Below are 16,323 nucleotides of genomic sequence, written 5' to 3' on the forward strand. Positions count from 1 at the left end.
GACGGTGCGGACATCGGGATCCGGTGTGGACGGAGTTCGGCGGAGCCGCCCATGGTGCCGTGCACGGTCTGCGGCCGGGTCCTTGTCCAACAGCACTTCTTACCGCCAAATGGCTGATCGTGGGGGCGCTTCCGCAGTGATCGTTATGTGATTTCACCTCCGGAAGCCAAGGTCGGAGGGTTGTGCTGCCCGGCCGGATTTCACCCTTCCGAGCGAGGTGAACCGGGGCTGTCGGTGTGACTGCGCGGCTGTTCGAACAGGCCCGGTGCTTTTCCGTGCCCGGGCCCGCCGGATTCGTCCGGCTTTCGGGGGCCGGACGGAGCCGCCGACGGTGCGGAACCGGCCACCGACTAGGCTCTGGGCTCGTGAAGGTCCTCGTCATCGGCGGCGGCGCCCGCGAACACGCCCTGTGCCGCTCCCTGTCCCAAGATCCCGCCGTCACCGAGCTGCACTGCGCCCCGGGCAACGCCGGGATCGCGCGGGTGGCCACCCTGCACCCCGTCGACCAGCTGGACGGCGCCGCGGTCACCGCGCTGGCCCGCGAGCTGGGCGCCGACCTGGTGGTGGTCGGCCCGGAGGCCCCGCTGGTGGCCGGTGTCGCCGACCCGCTGCGGGCGGCCGGCATCCCGGTGTTCGGCCCGAGCTCCGAGGCCGCGCAGCTGGAGGGCTCCAAGGCCTTCGCGAAGGACGTGATGGCCGGGGCCGGCGTCCCGACCGCGCGGTCCTACGTCTGCACCACCGAGCAGGAGGCCGCCGAGGCGCTGGACGCGTTCGGCGCCCCGTACGTGGTGAAGGACGACGGCCTGGCGGCCGGCAAGGGCGTCGTGGTCACCGAGGACCGCGCCGCCGCCCTGGAGCACGCCAAGGGCTGCGAGCGCGTGGTGATCGAGGAGTACCTGGACGGCCCGGAGGTGTCGCTGTTCGCGATCACCGACGGCACCACGGTGCTGCCGCTGGTGCCCGCGCAGGACTTCAAGCGCGCGCTGGACGGCGACCAGGGCCCCAACACCGGTGGCATGGGCGCCTACACCCCGCTGCCGTGGGCCCCCGAGGGCCTGGTCGAGGAGGTGCTGGAGACGGTTCTTCAGCCGACCGTCGACGAACTGCGCCGCCGCGGCACCCCGTTCTCCGGTCTGCTGTACGCGGGCCTGGCGCTGACCTCGCGCGGCACCCGGGTGGTGGAGTTCAACGCCCGCTTCGGCGACCCGGAGACCCAGGTGGTGCTGGCCCGGCTGCGCACCCCGCTGGCCGGCGTGCTGCTCGCCGCCGCCAACGGCACGCTGGCCGAACTGGAGCCGCTGCGCTGGGACGAGGGCGCCGCGGTCACCGTGGTGATGGCGTCCGAGGGCTACCCGGCGAACCCGCGCACCGGTGACCCGATCGAGGGCCTGGACGAGGCGGAGGCCGACGGCACCGCGTTCGTGCTGCACGCGGGCACCAAGGCCGGTGCCGAGGGCGAGGTGCTCACCGCGGGCGGCCGGGTGCTGTCCGTCACCGCCACCGGCGCCGACCTCGCCGAGGCCCGGGCCAAGGCGTACGCGGGCCTGTCGAAGATCTCCTTCAAGGGCGCCCAGCACCGCACGGACATCGCGGCCAGGGCCGCGCAGTAAGAAGGCCCGTCCACGGGGCGCTGCGTCCGGACCGACCCGTCCGGACGCAGCGCCCCGCGGCGTTTCCCGGGTCGGGGCGGAGCGGGCCACGGGTCGAAAAAGCAGTCCTTCGGGTGATCTGTTGGTCATCCTGCTGACGGGGCCGGAGCGGGCGCCGTAGGGTGCGCTGCATCGTGCAGGGGCGGGGGCACCGGCGCGGGCGCGGCTCGTCGGCTCGACGCGCCCGGGGGATGCTGGGAGCGGTGGCGCGTTCCGCCGCGGTGTCACCAGGACGGGTGGTCTCCCGGGAGTTCCGGAACACCCTCCCGTACCGGGGCGTCGAGACTGGCAGGAAAGCGCCACGCGAGTCGTACCACCGGGTTCGGCACCCGCCGCTTCCCGTACCGGAATTGATCGAGTCGAGTCGGCTGCGAAGGGGGTGCCGCGGCGATGGCTGCAGTGGACACCGCACGCGCACGAGCCCGGGCCGTCCTGCGCCTGCGCGGAGGGGCCGTGGCCGCCGCCGCGCTGCCCGCCGCCTGCGCGGTGGTGCTGCTGGTCGGGCGGTTCACCGGGCGGATAGGCGCCCCCGGGGCACCGGACGCCCCCCTGTGGGACGGCATCCGCTGGGCGGTCGGCGCGGTCGCCGCGCTGACGCTGCTGCTGGCCGCCGTGGTGGCCCGCGCGCACCGCCGGGCCGTCCCCCCGGTCACCCCCGCCGTGCCGCTGACCAGGGCGGAAGCGCCGGAGCTCTACCGCCTGATCGAGGAGCTCGCCGACCGGCTGGACGTTCCGGCGCCCGGCGCGATCGCGCTCACCCCCGACTGCGACAGCTGGCTGGAGGAGCCGCACCGGCCCGGCCGGCGGGCCGCGCCCGGCGCGCCGGTGCTGGTGATCGGCTCCCCGTTCCTGTGGTGGATGCGGGCCGGTGAGCTGCGCGCCCTGCTGGCCCCCGTGGTGGCCGGCACCGCGGCCGCCGCCGATCCGGACATCGCCGCCGCCCGCCGCTGGCTGCGCACCCTGGACGCCGCGCTCGGCGACCGGCACCGCGGCCCCGCCGCGCTGGTCGACCGCATCGACCGGCGCCTGCTCGGCGCCTGCCGGGAGCACTCCGCCGAGTTGGAGCACGCCGTCGCCGCGTGGGCCTCCGAACAGGCCAAGGCCGTCGACTACGGGCTGCGGATCGCCGCCCAGGAGCAGGTCGGCCTCGCCTACGCGGGCTGGGACCGGCTGCTCACCCGGGTCGCGCTGCCCGCCTGGCGGCTCGGCCGGCACCCCTCGCACCTGAACGCCGGCGTGGTCGCCGCGCTCACCGAACTCTCCCGCCGCGACCGGCTCGCCGACGGCTACGAGAACCGGCTCGGCGACCGCCCCGCCTGCGACCTGCTGGAGGAGCCGGGCCTGGTGGACACCCGGGTGTCCCGGCTGGCCGCCGAACTGCTCCACGAGGAGCCGCCCGGCGGCTGGCAGCCGCTGGACTGGGAGGACTACCCGGAACAGGTGGTCGACCACGGCTGGCGGGAGAGCGCCGCCGCCCTGCAGAGCGCCCTCGGCGACGACCGCCCGCACACCGGCCCCGCGCTGGACAAACTGCTCGCCCGGCTGGCGGCCGGGGAGGCCGAGACCCTGGCGGCCGCACTGGCGGGAAGGGTGGCGCGCGCCGCCGAGGTCGCGCCCCCCTTGCCTCCCGTGCGCAGCGGACGCGAGCTGTTGGCCGAGCACCTCACCGCCACCGTCTGCTGCGCCGCGGTGGACGCGGGCACCGCGAGCCCCGGCCTGGACTGGCTGGACGGCCCGGTCCTGCTGTCCCGCGCGGCACCCCGGGCGGGGCTGGCCCCGGCGGTGGCGGCCGCCGCGGAGGCCGGCCAGGACGGCCCGCTGCGGGCCTGGCTGGAGCGGGCCGGGGTGCGGCTGGAGCGACCGGTACGGCTTTTCGGCTGAATTTCCGAAAGATCCCGGGAAACCCGGTTTCGTCGATACAAATTGCTACGGTGGGGTGACACTGCGCCAGCAAACTGTGGTGTGCTGGTCCGCACGCACATCCGCATGGCAATTGCCACCCTCGGCGGATGCGCAAGGGTGTGGGGAGGGCGTGTGGGAACGGAATCCAACCGCCGGTGGGAGTCCGGCACGCTGGCGCACGGGGTGTCCGATCCGTTCGGCCAGGGCCCGCTGCCGTGGCTGCGCAGCCCCGACCACTACCTCGCGGACGGCGAGGGCGCCGTGCCCTGGTACGTGAGCGTGGACGCCCCGGGGCAGCGGCCGCTGGAGGGCGCGGCCCGGCCGCCGCGGCCCGCGGTGAGCGGCCCGCGCAACTCCGACGACGTGCGGCAGCAGATCAAGGGATTCGCCTCCTCGGGCGTGGCCCGGCCGGGCGGTTCGGTGGATTTCCGGGTGACGGTCCACCCGCCGCAGGAGTTCCAGGTGGACGTCTACCGGATCGGCCACGACGGCGGCGACGGCGCCCGCCAGGTCGCCTCCAGCCCGCTGATCGCCGGTCTGGCCCAGGCCGCCCCGATGGTCGCCGACCGCACGGTCTCCTGCCACCACTGGTGGCAGTCCTGGCGGCTGCAGGTCCCCACCGACTGGCGGCCCGGCGCGTACGTGGCGGTGCTGACCACCGCCGACGGCGGGCACCGCAGCCACATCCCGTTCACCGTCCGGGACTTCAACGCGGCGGACCTGCTGCTGGTGCTGCCGGACGTGACCTGGCAGGCGTACAACCTGTTTCCGGAGGACGGGCACCTCGGGGCCAGCCTCTACCACGCGTGGGACGCGGCGGGGCGGCTGGTGCACGAGGAGGAGGCGGCCGTCACCGTCTCCTTCGACCGCCCGCACGCCGGGGCCGGGCTGCCGCTGCACGTCGGGCACGCGTACGACTTCATCCGGTGGGCCGAGCGGTACGGCTACGACCTGGGCTACGCCACCGCCACCGACCTGCACGCCGGACTGGTCGACGCCGACCGGTACAAGGCGCTGGTGTTCCCCGGGCACGACGAGTACTGGTCGGAGCCGATGCGCCGGGCCGCCGAGCGGGCCCGGGACGGCGGCACCTCGCTGGTGTTCCTGTCCGCCAACTCGCTGTACTGGCGGGTGGAGCTGACGGCCGGCGCGAACGGCGAGCCGTCCCGGCTGCTGAACTGCCGCAAACGGCAGAAGGTCGCCGCCGACCACCCCGCGGCCGGCCCGGCGGGTTCGGCGAGCGCGCTGTGGCGGGACGCCGGGGAGCCCGAGCAGCACCTGCTGGGCATCCAGTACGCGGGCAGCGTGCCCGCGCCGGTGCCGCTGGTGGCCCGGAACACCGCGCACTGGCTGTGGCAGGGCACCGGCCTCGCGGAGGGCGAGGAACTGCCCGGCATGGTCGCGGGGGAGGCCGACCGCTACTACCCGAAGGTCGCGCTGCCCGCCTGCACCGAGCGCACCCTGCTCGCCCACTCCCCGTACCGGGATGCCGCCGGGCGGCTCACCCACCAGGAGACCTCGCTGTACCGGGCGCCCAGCGGGGCGTACGTGTTCGCGTCCGGGACGTTCGCCTGGTCGCCCGCGCTGGACCGGCCCGGGCACACCGACGAGCGGATCCAGCGGGCCACCGCCAACCTGCTCGACCACCTGTGCAAGGAAGGGCGTACCCGCCCCTGAGCTGCGCCGTCTCCCGGTGCGGGGCAGGGCCGCACCCGCCCCGGTCCCCGGCGCCGTGCTGCGCCATGTCCCCGCGCGGGGCGGGGGCGCACCTGCCCCGGTCCCCGGCGCCGTGCTGTGCTGTCTCCTCGCGCGGGGCGGGGGCGCATCCGCCCCGGTCCCGGGCGCCGTGAAAGACTCCCCGCAGCAGAGCCCCCCAGCTGTGAGGACTGACTGACCGTGAGCGGATTCGTCACCAAGCCCGAGCCGGTCCAGGTGCCCGGCCTGGTCCACCTGCACACCGGCAAGGTGCGCGACCTGTACCGGGACGGCAACGGCAACCTGGTGATGGTGGCCAGCGACCGCACCTCCGCGTACGACTGGGTGCTGCCCAACGAGATCCCCGACAAGGGCCGCATCCTCACCCAGCTGTCGCTGTGGTGGTTCGAGCGGATCGCCGACCTGGTGCCCAACCACGTGATCTCCACCGAGCTGCCCGAGGGCGCCCCCGCCGACTGGGCCGGTCGCACGCTGATCTGCCGCAGCCTGGAGATGGCGCCGGTGGAGTGCGTGGCCCGCGGCTACCTGGCGGGTTCCGGCCTGGAGGAGTACCGGGTCTCCCGCACGGTGTGCGGCATCGCGCTGCCCGAGGGCCTGGACAACGGCTCCGAGCTGCCCGCCCCGATCTACACCCCGGCGCTGAAGGCCGAGGTCGGCGAGCACGACGAGAACGTCTCCTACGAGGAGACCGCCCACCGGGTCGGCGCCGACCTCGCCGCCACCCTGCGGCAGATCACCCTCGCCGTGTACTCCCGGGCCCGCGAGATCGCCCGCGAGCGGGGCCTGATCCTCGCCGACACCAAGTTCGAGTTCGGCCTGCTGGACGGCCAACTGGTCATCGGCGACGAGGTGTTGACCCCGGACTCGTCCCGCTACTGGCCGGCCGACGAATGGCAGCCCGGCCGCGACCAGCCGTCCTTCGACAAGCAGATCATCCGCGACTGGCTGACCTCGCCCGCCTCCGGCTGGGACCGCAAGAGCGACAACCCGCCGCCGGCCCTGCCCGCCGAGATCGTCGAGCACACCCGGCAGCGCTACATCGACGCGTACGAGAAGCTCACCGGCCTCGACTGGAAGTGAGGCCCCCGCGCGGCTGGCTGTGACGCGCCGTCACAGCCAGCCGTGCTCGCGGGCGATCCGCACCGCCGCGTGCCGGTTCTCCGCGCCCAGCTTGCCCGCCGCCGATGACAGGTAGTTGCGCACCGTGCCCTGGGACAGCGACGCCCGGTCCGCGATTTCCGCTATCGAGGAGCCGTCCGCGGCCAGCTCCAGCACGTCCGTCTCGCGCGGCGTCAGCGGGGAGTCGCCCGCGCTGATCGCCTCCGCGGCCAGCTCCGGGTCCACGTAGCGGCCGCCCGCCCGGACGGTGCGGATGATGCCCGCCAGGTCGGAGGCGGAGACGGTCTTCGGCAGGAAGCCGCGCACCCCGACCTCCAGGGCCCGCTTCAGGTAGCCCGGGCGGCCGTGCCCGGTCACGATCATCACCCGGCAGTCCGGCAGCCGGTGCCGCAGCTCCGAGGCCACCTCCAGGCCGTCCAGGCCCGGCATCTGCAGGTCCAGCACCGCCACGTCCGGGCGGTGCGCGGTGGCCATCGCCAGCGCCTCCGGGCCGGACGCCGCCTCGGCGACCACCGTCAGGTCGTCCTCCAGCGCGAGCAGCGCGGCCAGCGCCCCCCGGATCAGATGCTCGTCGTCGGCGAGCAGTACTCGCACTCGGTCGCTCACGCCACGGACTCCCTTGCCTTCATCGGTAGTTCGGCGGTCACCCGGAACCGCCCGGGGCCGGGGCGGGCCGCCGTCAGGGTGCCGCCCTGGGCGGCCAGGCGCTCGTGCAGGCCGCGCAGGCCGCTGCCGGCGCCCTCGGTGCGGGCCGGCGGGACGGCGGGCACCCCGTCGTTCTCCACCTCCAGCACCGCGAGGCCGCCCGAGACCCGCAGCCGGAACGTGCAGCGGGCGGCCTCGGAGTGGCGCAGCACGTTGGTCGCCGCCTCCCGCACCACCCAGCCGAGCACCGACTGCGCCTCGGTCGGCAGCGCGTCCGTGCCCGCCAGTTCGGTTCGGCAGTCGACGTTCGCGGCGCGCAGCACGGAGGCCGCGCCGATCAGTTCGGTGTGCAGTTCGACGGTGCGGTAGCCGCGCACCACCTCGCGGACCTCGCGCTGCGAGTCCTGCGCGATCCGCTGCACCTCGGTCATCTGGTCCACCGCCTCCGGGCGCCCGCGGCGCGCCAGTTGCACCGCCAGCTCGCTCTTCAGTGCGATGGTGGCGAGGTTGCGGCCCAGCACGTCGTGCAGGTCGCGGGAGAACCGCAGCCGCTCCTCGGCGACCGCCAGCCGGGCCTGGGCCTCCCGGGCCCCGTCCAGCTCCCAGACCACCTTCGCCATCCAGGCCGAGCAGCGGGCGGCCGCCGCGGCCCCCGTCGCGCCGATCAGGGTTCCCAGGACGATGGCGATCACCGATCCCGGGTGGGCGCCGGAGAGCGCCGACGGCACCGTCAGCACGGCCAGCAGGGCGAGCCCGCCCAGCAGGGCCCGGCGGGTCGGCAGCGCGATCGACGCGGCGGTGATCCAGCAGGTCGCCCCCATCGTGGCGGTGACGCCGGCGGCGGCCGCGTCCGGCGCGTCCGGTGAGAGCGGGGGCCCCGTCAGCAGCACCGTCAGTGCCAGGCCGGCCGACACCGCCGCCGACAGCGCCGCCCAGCCGTACGGGTGCGGGCGGCGGCCGAGGTAGGCGGCCAGGCCGGTGCGGAACATGACGATGTTCAGCGCGCCCGCCACCAGCACGCCGAGCACCAGCCACCGGAAACCGGCGGGCAGCTCGTCCGGCCGGCCCGCGGCGGCCACCGAGCCGATCGCCAGCAGCGGTTGGGCCACCGCCACCAGGTACAGCGACCACCGCACGTACAGCTCGATGCGTTGCGGCTTGGACAGCGACTGCCAGCGGCGGATCGGTCGTGGCCTGCTCACCCGCACGGCGTGGTTCCCTCGCTTCCCGGCTTGATCAACGACTCCGGAGAATCTATCGGCGCGGTTCCCAGCGGAACCAGCGCCGGGCCGCCCAGGCCACCGCGGCCGTCCACAGCACGGCCAGCAGCAGCGGCAGCGCGCCCTGCGACCATGTCGATGGCGTACCGGCGAAGCCCTCGGCCGGGCCCGAGCCGTCGGTGCCGAACCAGCCGATCCGCAGCAGCTGCATCGCCGGGGTGGTCGGCAGCAGGCGGCAGATGTTCGCCACCGAGTCCGGCATCGACTCCAGCGGGACCATCAGGCCGGAGCCGAGCTGCGCCACCAGCAGCAGCGGCAGAGTGGTGATGCCGGCGCTCTCCACCGTCTTGGTGAAGGCGCTGGACAGCGCGGCCAGCGCGGTCAGCAGGGCCGCGGACAGGGCCAGCCCGGCCAGCATCAGCAGCGGGTTCACCGGGGTGGGCAGGTCGAGCAGCAGCGCGCCGCCGACACCCAGCAGCAGGCACTGGGTGAGCGCCAGCGCGACCGACGGGGCGGCGGTGCCGAGCAGGATCTCGGCGTCGGTGCCCTCGCCGGTGCGCAGCCGCTTCAGCACCAGTTCGCTGCGCCGGGCGGTGTAGGCGGAGGTCAGATTGCAGTAAATGACGATCAGCAGCACGATGCCCATCGAGCCGGCCACCAGGTTGCCGTTCACGTCCAGGCCGGGGGAGTGCTCGGAGAGGCGGTCGAGCATCGAGCGGAGCGTGCTGACCAGCACCAGCGGCAGCGCCAGGGCCATGAACATCGCGGTGCGGTTGCGGCGCAGCAGGGTGGCCTCGGCGCGGCCGAGGGCGAGCAGGCGTCCGGCGGCGGTGGTCGCGACCGGAGTGGTCGCGGCCGGGGAGCTTGCGGCGGGGGAGCTCGCGGCGGTCATGCGGCACGTCCGATCTGCGGCGAGGTGGCCGCGTCGGACGCGGCGATGGCGAGGAAGGCCTCTTCCAGCGAGGCGCTGCGGGCGTCCAGCCGGCCGAGTTCGACCCGGTGGTGGGCGGCCCAGCCGAGCAACTCGGTCAGGGTGCCCTGCAGGTCGGTGGTGCGCAGGGTGATCCGGCGGCCGTCGATCCGCGGGTCGGCGCCAGGCAGGGCCGGCAGGTCGAGTGCGGCGTGCGGGCCGGTGCGCTCGGGCAGTTCGAAGCTGATCCGGGCGGGGTGGTCGGCCAGAACTTCGGCGACGGTGCCGCCGGCCACCACCCGGCCGCCGTGCATGATGGCCAGCCGGTCGGCGAGTTCCTCGGCCTCTTCCAGGTAGTGCGTGGTGAGCAGCACGGTGGTGCCGGCCTCCCGCAGTTCCCGGATCAGCCGCCACACCGAGGCCCGGGCTTCCGGGTCCAGGCCGGTGGAGGGCTCGTCCAGGAACAGCACCTGGGGGTGGCCGAGCAGGGCCATCGCCAGGTCGAGGCGGCGGCGTTCACCGCCGGACAGCTGCTTGACCCGCACCGAGCGCCGGCGCAGCAGGCCCACCAGGTCGAGCGCCTCGTCCACGGTGCGGGCGTCGCTGGTCATTCCGGCCCAGCAGCGGCCGGTCTCGGCGACGGTCAGTTCGCCGGGGAAACCGCCCTCCTGCAGCATGATGCCGATCCGGGGCCGGAGCGCGGCCCGCTCCCGGGCCGGGTCCAGGCCGAGCACCCGGACCTCGCCGGCGCTCGGCGCGGCCAGGCCCTCCAGCACCTCCATGGTGGAGGTCTTGCCGGCGCCGTTGGTCCCGAGCAGCGCGAACAGTTCGCCGCGGGCGACGCGGAGGTCCAGGCCGCGGACGGCCTCGAACCCGGCGGCGCCGGACGGTCCGTAGCGGCGGTGCAGTCCGCGGGCCTCGACGGCGGGGCGGTGACGGCTGGTGTCGGTCATGGCTCCAGCCTTCCGCCGGCCCGGGCCGTCCAGTAGTGCGGGCCGTCACCGGGTGCCGGTGGAGTTCCACGGGTCGGCGATGACAAATGTCAGGCCGCTCACCGGCCGTTCACCGGGTGCCGCGCGGAGCCGGAAACGCCGAAGGCCCCCTCGATCGAGGGGGCCTTCGAAACTGGAGCGGACGACGAGATTCGAACTCGCGACCCTCACCTTGGCAAGGTGATGCTCTACCAACTGAGCCACGTCCGCAGGATATTGACTTGTGACAGCTGTAACGCTAGCTGCGAGCGGACGACGAGATTCGAACTCGCGACCCTCACCTTGGCAAGGTGATGCTCTACCAACTGAGCCACGTCCGCACGGTGCCTGGGCACCGGCCGCCTCGTTCGGGTTTCCCCGGTTGCGGCGACAAGAAGAACTCTACAACATCAATCGGCCTGCTCGCCCCACCCTTCCCCGGCGGCGTGGCCGGGGAAGGGTCGGCGGCCCACAACGGGCCGCCGGGGAAGGTCAGTTGTTCTCGGAGAACGCCTCGTACACGTGCTTCGGGATGCGGCCGCGGGCGGGCAGCTCCATGCCGTTCGACTGCGCCCAGGCGCGGACCGCGGCCGGGTCGGGGGTGAGCGCGGTGCGGCGGAAGGACTTTCCGCTGCGGCTCTGCCGGCGCCCGGCGGCGACGAACGGGGCGAGAGCCTCCCGAAGCTTTTCCGCGTTGTCGGCGGACAGATCGATCTCGTACGACTTCCCGTCCACGCCGAAGTGGACGGTTTCCGCGGCGGCGCCGCCGTCCAGGTCGTCGGAGAGCGTGACGACTACACGCTGAGCCATGGGTGTCAATCCTCTCGGGCAATTCGGCCGACGGAGGTCTCGGATGCCCCGCCGGTCCGTTGGGCCGGGATCACGGCATCCGTCGGCGGGCAGGGAGAGCCCACGCCGAGATGCGGCGCGTTCGGCTGCCGGTCGCCCTATTCTGCACCCGGAACCGGTGGAAATCGAAGAGTTCGGGATTCCTTTTTTCCGGATATTCACGGGGTTCCCTCGGATGCCGATACAGCCTCGTTACAGACGGGATTAAACCGACGAAATCGGATGCGGGTGGGGGCCGCCGCTCCCGGGGGCGGAGGCCCCGAGGCCTTGCCGCGTAAGGGGCGTGTGTCTACGCGCGTTGCCGCAGGTGGACCGCAAGACGGCCCTCCGGCACAGGTAGGCTGAAGGTCCCCCGCCTTCACGCAATCACCACCGGGAGTGCCAGTGGCACGCGTCGTAGTCGACGTCATGCTCAAGCCGGAGATCCTCGACCCGCAGGGACAGGCGGTGCAGCGTGCACTGCCGCGTCTCGGATTCGCCGGGATCGCCGACGTCCGCCAGGGCAAGCGTTTCGAACTGGAGCTGGAAGGGCCGGTCGACGATGCCGCGCTCGCCCGCATCCGTGAAGCCGCCGAGACCTTCCTCGCCAACACCGTGATCGAGGACTTCACCGTCCGCGTCGAGGAGGAGGGCAAGTGACCACCCGAGTCGGCGTCGTCACTTTCCCCGGATCCCTCGACGACCGCGACGCCCAGCGTGCGGTCCGCCTGGCCGGCGCGGAGCCGGTCGCCCTCTGGCACCGTGACAAGGATCTCCACCAGGTCGACGCCGTCGTCCTGCCCGGCGGATTCTCTTACGGCGACTATCTGCGCTGCGGTGCCATCTCCCGCTTCTCCCCGGTGATGGACACCATCATCGAGCAGGCGAAGCTCGGAATGCCGGTCCTCGGTATCTGCAACGGCTTCCAGGTGCTGTGCGAATCGCACCTGCTGCCCGGCGCGCTCACCCGGAACGACTCGCTGCACTTCATCTGCCGCGACCAGAAGCTCCGCATCGAGAACGCCGACACCGCCTGGACCCGGGATTACTCGGCCGGCCAGGAAATCGTCGTTCCGCTCAAGAACGGCGAAGGCCGGTTCGTCGCCGACGAGCGCGTCCTCGACGAACTCGAGGCGGAGGGCCGCATCGTGGCCCGGTATCTCGACGTCAACCCGAACGGTTCGTACCGCGACATCGCCGGCATCACCAACGCCGCCGGCAATGTCGTCGGCCTGATGCCGCACCCGGAGCACGCCGTGGAGCCGCTCACCGGTCCGACCACCGAGGGCCTGGGCTTCTTCACTTCCGTCCTGAAGCAGCTGGTGAACGCCTGATGAGCCTCGACACCGTCAAGAACGCCGAGCAGACCCCGGACGCGGCCCAGCCCTGGGCCGAACTCGGCCTCAAGGAGGACGAGTACGCCCGGATCCGCGAGATCCTGGGCCGCCGCCCGACCGGCGCCGAGCTCGCCATGTACTCGGTGATGTGGTCGGAGCACTGCTCGTACAAGAGCTCCAAGGTCCACCTCAAGCAGTTCGGCGAGAAGGCCCCGGAGAACGACGCGATGCTCGTCGGCATCGGTGAGAACGCCGGTGTGGTCGACGTCGGCCAGGGCTACGCGGTCACCTTCAAGGTCGAGTCGCACAACCACCCGTCGTACATCGAGCCCTACCAGGGCGCGGCCACCGGCATCGGCGGCATCGTGCGCGACATCCTGGCGATGGGCGCCCGCCCGGTCGCCGTGATGGACCCGCTGCGCTTCGGTGCGGCCGACCACCCGGACACCCGGCGCGTGCTGCCCGGGATCGTCGCGGGCATCGGCGGCTACGGCAACTGCCTGGGCCTGCCGAACATCGGCGGCGAGGTCGTCTTCGACTCCTGCTACCAGGGCAACCCGCTGGTCAACGCGCTGTGCGTCGGCGTGATGAAGCACGAGGACATCCACCTCGCGAAGGCCTCCGGCCCCGGCAACAAGGTCATCCTGTACGGAGCCCGCACCGGCGGCGACGGCATCGGCGGCGTCTCGGTGCTCGCCTCGGAGACCTTCGACGCGACCGGCCCGGCCAAGCGCCCCGCCGTCCAGGTCGGCGACCCGTTCCAGGAGAAGCTGCTCATCGAGTGCACCCTGGAGATCTTCAAGGAAGACCTCGTCGCGGGCATCCAGGACCTCGGCGGCGCCGGCCTGTCCTGCGCCACCTCGGAGCTGGCCTCGGCCGGCACCGGCGGCATGCGGATCGAGCTGGACACCGTGCCGCTGCGCGACCACACGCTCTCGCCCGAGGAAATCCTCATGAGCGAGTCGCAGGAGCGCATGTGCGCCATCGTCGAGCCCGGCAAGGTCGAGCGCTTCCTGGAGATCTGCGAGAAGTGGGACGTCATCGCCACCGTCATCGGTGAGGTGACCGACGGCGAGCGCCTGGAGATCTTCTGGCACGGCGAGCAGGTCGTCGACGTGCCGCCGCGCACCGTGGCCCACGAGGGCCCGACCTACCAGCGCCCGTACGCCCGCCCGTCCTGGCAGGACGCCCTGCAGGCCGACGCCCCGACCGCCGAGCGGCTCGCCCGCCCGGTGGGTGGCGCCGAGCTGAAGGACGCGCTGCTGAAGGTCGCGGGTTCGCCGAACCAGGCCTCCAAGGCGTGGATCACCGACCAGTACGACCGCTACGTGCTGGGCAACACGGTGCTCGCCACCCCCGAGGACTCCGGCATGATCCGGATCGACGAGGAGACCAACCTCGGCGTCTCGGTCGCCACCGACGGCAACGGCCGCTACGCCAAGCTGGACCCGTACACCGGCGCCCAGCTGGCGCTGGCCGAGGCGTACCGCAACGTCGCGGCCGGCGGCGCCAAGCCGCTCGCGGTCTCCGACTGCCTCAACTTCGGCTCCCCCGAGGACCCGGACGTGATGTGGCAGTTCGCCGAGGCCACCCGCGGCCTGGCCGACGCCTGCCAGGTGCTCGGCACCCCGGTCACCGGCGGCAACGTCTCGCTGTACAACCAGACCGGCGACGTCGCCATCCACCCGACCCCCGTGGTCGCGGTGCTCGGCGTCATCGACGACGTCACCCGGCGCACCCCGGTCGGCTTCGCCGAAGAGGGCCAGCTGCTCTACCTGCTCGGCGACACCGCCGACGAGCTGGGCGGCTCCGCCTGGTCGCAGGTCGTGCACAACCACCTCGGCGGCCTGCCGCCCAAGGTGGACCTGCAGCGCGAGAAGCTGCTGGGCGAGATCCTGATCGCCGCCTCCCGCGACGGCATGATCGACGCCGCCCACGACCTCTCCGACGGCGGCCTCGCGCAGGCCCTGGTGGAGAGCTGCCTCAAGGGCGGCAACGGCGCCCGGGTGGTCGTGCCCGAGGGCATCGACCCGTTCGTGTTCCTGTTCTCCGAGTCCGCAGGGCGCGCCGTGGTGGCCGTCCCGCGCAGCGAGGAACTCCGGTTCAACGACATGTGCGGCGCCCGCGGCCTGCCCGCCGCCCGGATCGGCGTGGTGGACGGCGACGCCCTGGAGGTCCAGGGTCAGTTCACCGTCACCCTGGCCGAGCTGCGTGACGCCCACACCGGCGTCATCGAGGCGCTGCTCGCCTGACGGTTCGTCCACCCAGGGCGGTCGGTTCCGGTGGTTTCCGGACCGGCCGCCCTGCGGCGTTTTGTACGCTGCGGGCATGCCCACCGCGAAGCCCCGGACCTACGACCCGGTGAAGGTGCGTGCCGCACTCACCGGGCAGCTCGACGCGATCGCCGCCACCGTCCGTTCCCTGGACGACGAGCAGCTCGCCCTGCCGACCCGGCTGGGCGACTGGCGGGTGCGTGAACTCGTCGCCCACCTCGGCATGGTGGCCAGTTGGGTGCCGCTGCACCTGCACGACCCGCTGCCGCCGCAGGCCCCGATCACCCCGCTGTACTGGGCGTCGCGCACCCGCACCGCGGCCGCCGCGATCAACTCCACGGCGGTGGAGCTGGTGGCCGAGCAGTTCGCCGGGGACGCCGCCCAGGTGTCCGGCGAACTCGACCGGCAGATCGGCGAGTTGTGGCGCGCCCTGGACAGCGAGGACGGGCAGCGGCCGGGCCGGGTGATCCTGATGCGGTTCGGGCCGATGCTGCTGGCCGACTTCCTGGTCACCCGACTGGTGGAGACCGTGGTGCACGCCGACGACCTGGCCGACGCGCTGGGGATCGACGCCTTCCCGCACGACCGCTTCGCCCTGGCCTCCGCCACCCGGCTGCTCGCCGACGCCTTCGCGGCCCAGGTGCCGGGCGGCGCGGTCGAGTTGAGGATCCCGCCGGCCGCCGTGGTGCAGGCCGTGGCGGGCCCCCGGCACACCCGGGGCACCCCGCCGAACGTGGTCGAGACCGACCCGCTCAGCTGGATCCGCCTGGCCACCGGCCGCCTCGCCTGGTCCGACGCCCTGGACGCCACGCTCACCGCGAGCGGCGAACGCAGCGACCTGTCCGGCTACCTGCCCGTCCTCGGCTGACGGCTACTGCTGTTCGGTCAGTGCGGCGGCCAACTCCCGGATGCCCGCGTCGCGTTCGGCCGCCGTGTCGCCGTAGTCGTAGCTGTGGGTGAACTCGGCGTTCGGGAACGCCCGGGCCATCCACATCGCGCAGTAGTGGCCGGGCATGGTGCAGGCCTGCAGCTCGGTGTAGACCTCGACCACGTCGTCGGGGTCGAGGCCGCCCGCGGACAGCCGGTGCCAGAGCGCCTCTTCGGCATGCAGGGCGAGCGAGCCGTCGGCGGTGATGATCTGCGGCTCACCGTCCTTGCCGCGCACCTTGAACGCCGCGTAGCCGGGCACGCCCCGGGTGTGCCGGATGTCCTCCAGCACCCGGGGCCACCACTGCTCGTCGCTCTCGAACGCCCGCAGGTCGGTGCCGCGGAGCCGGCCCTCCGCCGCCGAGAACAGCTGGAACACCTCCTCCGGGCGCTCGGCGGCGGCCAGCGCCCGCAGGTTCTCGTCCAGGTCGCACAGGCTGTCCAGGAACGCGCCGAGCGAGCTGTTGACCGGGACGGACGGCCCCTGGAAGGCGAGGTACACCGCCCAGACCCGGCCGCCGCCGTCCACGCACAGCTCCGCGCCCCGGTCGTTGCCCAGCCGCACCCAGTCCGCCTCCGGCCGCCCGTCCGCGGACAGCCCGACGCCGCGCGCCCAGTCACCGAGCCGGAGCGGCTGCCCGGGCTCCGCCGCGAAGTACGGCCCGACCTGCAGCGGCAGCCCCGCCCCGGTGAGCAGCGCCACCGTCCCGGCGGAGGCCGCGGTGCCCGCGAGGGCAGCGGGGCCGGGACGGTACAGGCCGGCCGGCCCGAAACGGTCGAGCAGACGCTGGGTGAGTTCGGTGGTCATGGGGACTCCGTGGGTCGG

Annotated in this window: 14 protein-coding genes and 2 tRNA genes; 8 read left to right on the plus strand and 8 right to left on the minus strand. The window is 73.5% G+C overall.

Going from position 1 to position 16,323, the window contains the following annotated elements:
* Positions 1-365 precede the first annotated feature (365 nt).
* From purD to ACFV18_RS07735, 4 genes are all read left to right on the plus strand, one after another.
* Entirely contained in the window at positions 366-1,610 is a 1,245-nt protein-coding gene (purD, locus tag ACFV18_RS07720; RefSeq protein ID WP_380480336.1) for a phosphoribosylamine--glycine ligase, read from the plus strand.
* Between the two features lie 429 nt (positions 1,611-2,039).
* A complete protein-coding gene (locus ACFV18_RS07725; RefSeq protein WP_380480338.1) occupies positions 2,040-3,530 on the plus strand; it encodes a hypothetical protein in 1,491 nt (496 codons plus the stop codon).
* A gap of 153 nt (positions 3,531-3,683) precedes the next feature.
* Positions 3,684-5,228 (plus strand): N,N-dimethylformamidase beta subunit family domain-containing protein, encoded by a 1,545-nt coding sequence (locus tag ACFV18_RS07730; RefSeq protein WP_380480340.1) that lies wholly within the window; start codon positions 3,684-3,686, stop codon positions 5,226-5,228.
* Between the two features lie 219 nt (positions 5,229-5,447).
* Complete coding sequence (locus tag ACFV18_RS07735) at positions 5,448-6,347, plus strand: phosphoribosylaminoimidazolesuccinocarboxamide synthase (RefSeq protein WP_380480342.1); 900 nt, start codon at positions 5,448-5,450, stop codon at positions 6,345-6,347.
* A gap of 30 nt (positions 6,348-6,377) precedes the next feature.
* Here the strand turns inward: ACFV18_RS07735 and ACFV18_RS07740 are convergent, their stop codons facing one another.
* The 7 genes from ACFV18_RS07740 to ACFV18_RS07770 all read right to left on the minus strand — a co-directional run bounded on the left by ACFV18_RS07740 (position 6,378) and on the right by ACFV18_RS07770 (position 10,942).
* Positions 6,378-6,992: a response regulator gene (locus tag ACFV18_RS07740; protein ID WP_380480344.1), complete on the minus strand. Its 615-nt coding sequence runs from the start codon at positions 6,990-6,992 to the stop codon at positions 6,378-6,380.
* The gene (locus tag ACFV18_RS07745) at positions 6,989-8,233 is read right to left on the minus strand and encodes a sensor histidine kinase (RefSeq protein WP_380480346.1); all 1,245 of its coding nucleotides are present in this window, start codon (positions 8,231-8,233) and stop codon (positions 6,989-6,991) included. Before ACFV18_RS07745 ends, ACFV18_RS07740 begins: the two co-directional genes overlap by 4 nt.
* 52 nt (positions 8,234-8,285) lie before the next feature.
* A complete protein-coding gene (locus ACFV18_RS07750; RefSeq protein WP_380480348.1) occupies positions 8,286-9,143 on the minus strand; it encodes an ABC transporter permease in 858 nt (285 codons plus the stop codon).
* Positions 9,140-10,114: an ABC transporter ATP-binding protein gene (locus ACFV18_RS07755; protein WP_380480350.1), complete on the minus strand. Its 975-nt coding sequence runs from the start codon at positions 10,112-10,114 to the stop codon at positions 9,140-9,142. The genes ACFV18_RS07750 and ACFV18_RS07755 overlap by 4 nt, the downstream gene beginning before the upstream one ends.
* A gap of 173 nt (positions 10,115-10,287) precedes the next feature.
* Positions 10,288-10,363: transfer RNA gene (locus ACFV18_RS07760), tRNA-Gly, on the minus strand.
* Positions 10,364-10,400: 37 nt separating this feature from the next.
* Positions 10,401-10,473 (minus strand) — tRNA-Gly (locus ACFV18_RS07765).
* Between the two features lie 151 nt (positions 10,474-10,624).
* Positions 10,625-10,942, minus strand: a complete 318-nt coding sequence (locus ACFV18_RS07770; RefSeq protein ID WP_073807183.1) for an Lsr2 family protein — start codon at positions 10,940-10,942, stop codon at positions 10,625-10,627.
* Between the two features lie 423 nt (positions 10,943-11,365).
* Here ACFV18_RS07770 and purS point away from each other — a divergent pair, with 423 nt between their 5' ends.
* The 4 genes from purS to ACFV18_RS07790 all read left to right on the plus strand — a co-directional run bounded on the left by purS (position 11,366) and on the right by ACFV18_RS07790 (position 15,438).
* Positions 11,366-11,620 carry a phosphoribosylformylglycinamidine synthase subunit PurS gene (purS, locus tag ACFV18_RS07775; protein WP_033250393.1) on the plus strand — a complete coding sequence of 85 codons (255 nt, stop codon included), beginning with the start codon at positions 11,366-11,368 and terminating at the stop codon, positions 11,618-11,620.
* Entirely contained in the window at positions 11,617-12,294 is a 678-nt protein-coding gene (gene purQ, locus ACFV18_RS07780; RefSeq protein ID WP_099901020.1) for a phosphoribosylformylglycinamidine synthase subunit PurQ, read from the plus strand. Before purS ends, purQ begins: the two co-directional genes overlap by 4 nt.
* Positions 12,294-14,549 carry a phosphoribosylformylglycinamidine synthase subunit PurL gene (gene purL, locus ACFV18_RS07785; protein ID WP_380480352.1) on the plus strand — a complete coding sequence of 752 codons (2,256 nt, stop codon included), beginning with the start codon at positions 12,294-12,296 and terminating at the stop codon, positions 14,547-14,549. Before purQ ends, purL begins: the two co-directional genes overlap by 1 nt.
* A gap of 76 nt (positions 14,550-14,625) precedes the next feature.
* A complete protein-coding gene (locus tag ACFV18_RS07790; RefSeq protein WP_380480354.1) occupies positions 14,626-15,438 on the plus strand; it encodes a sterol carrier family protein in 813 nt (270 codons plus the stop codon).
* 3 nt (positions 15,439-15,441) lie between these two features.
* Here the strand turns inward: ACFV18_RS07790 and ACFV18_RS07795 are convergent, their stop codons facing one another.
* Complete coding sequence (locus ACFV18_RS07795; RefSeq protein WP_380480356.1) at positions 15,442-16,305, minus strand: nucleic acid/nucleotide deaminase domain-containing protein; 864 nt, start codon at positions 16,303-16,305, stop codon at positions 15,442-15,444.
* Between the last annotated feature and the right edge of the window lie 18 nt (positions 16,306-16,323).

This window comes from Kitasatospora sp. NPDC059673 (assembly GCF_042734215.1).
Classification (GTDB): Bacteria; Actinomycetota; Actinomycetes; order Streptomycetales; family Streptomycetaceae; genus Kitasatospora.

What these genes read in the sequence shown, in the direction of transcription:
- purL (WP_380480352.1), top strand. Translation starts at nt 12,294, where the DNA reads ATGAGCCTCGACACCGTCAAGAACGCCGAGCAGACCCCGGACGCGGCC.
- ACFV18_RS07770 (WP_073807183.1), bottom strand. Translation starts at nt 10,942, where the DNA reads ATGGCTCAGCGTGTAGTCGTCACGCTCTCCGACGACCTGGACGGCGGC.
- ACFV18_RS07755 (WP_380480350.1), bottom strand. Translation starts at nt 10,114, where the DNA reads ATGACCGACACCAGCCGTCACCGCCCCGCCGTCGAGGCCCGCGGACTG.
- ACFV18_RS07725 (WP_380480338.1), top strand. Translation starts at nt 2,040, where the DNA reads ATGGCTGCAGTGGACACCGCACGCGCACGAGCCCGGGCCGTCCTGCGC.
- ACFV18_RS07790 (WP_380480354.1), top strand. Translation starts at nt 14,626, where the DNA reads ATGCCCACCGCGAAGCCCCGGACCTACGACCCGGTGAAGGTGCGTGCC.
- ACFV18_RS07795 (WP_380480356.1), bottom strand. Translation starts at nt 16,305, where the DNA reads ATGACCACCGAACTCACCCAGCGTCTGCTCGACCGTTTCGGGCCGGCC.
- ACFV18_RS07750 (WP_380480348.1), bottom strand. Translation starts at nt 9,143, where the DNA reads ATGACCGCCGCGAGCTCCCCCGCCGCAAGCTCCCCGGCCGCGACCACT.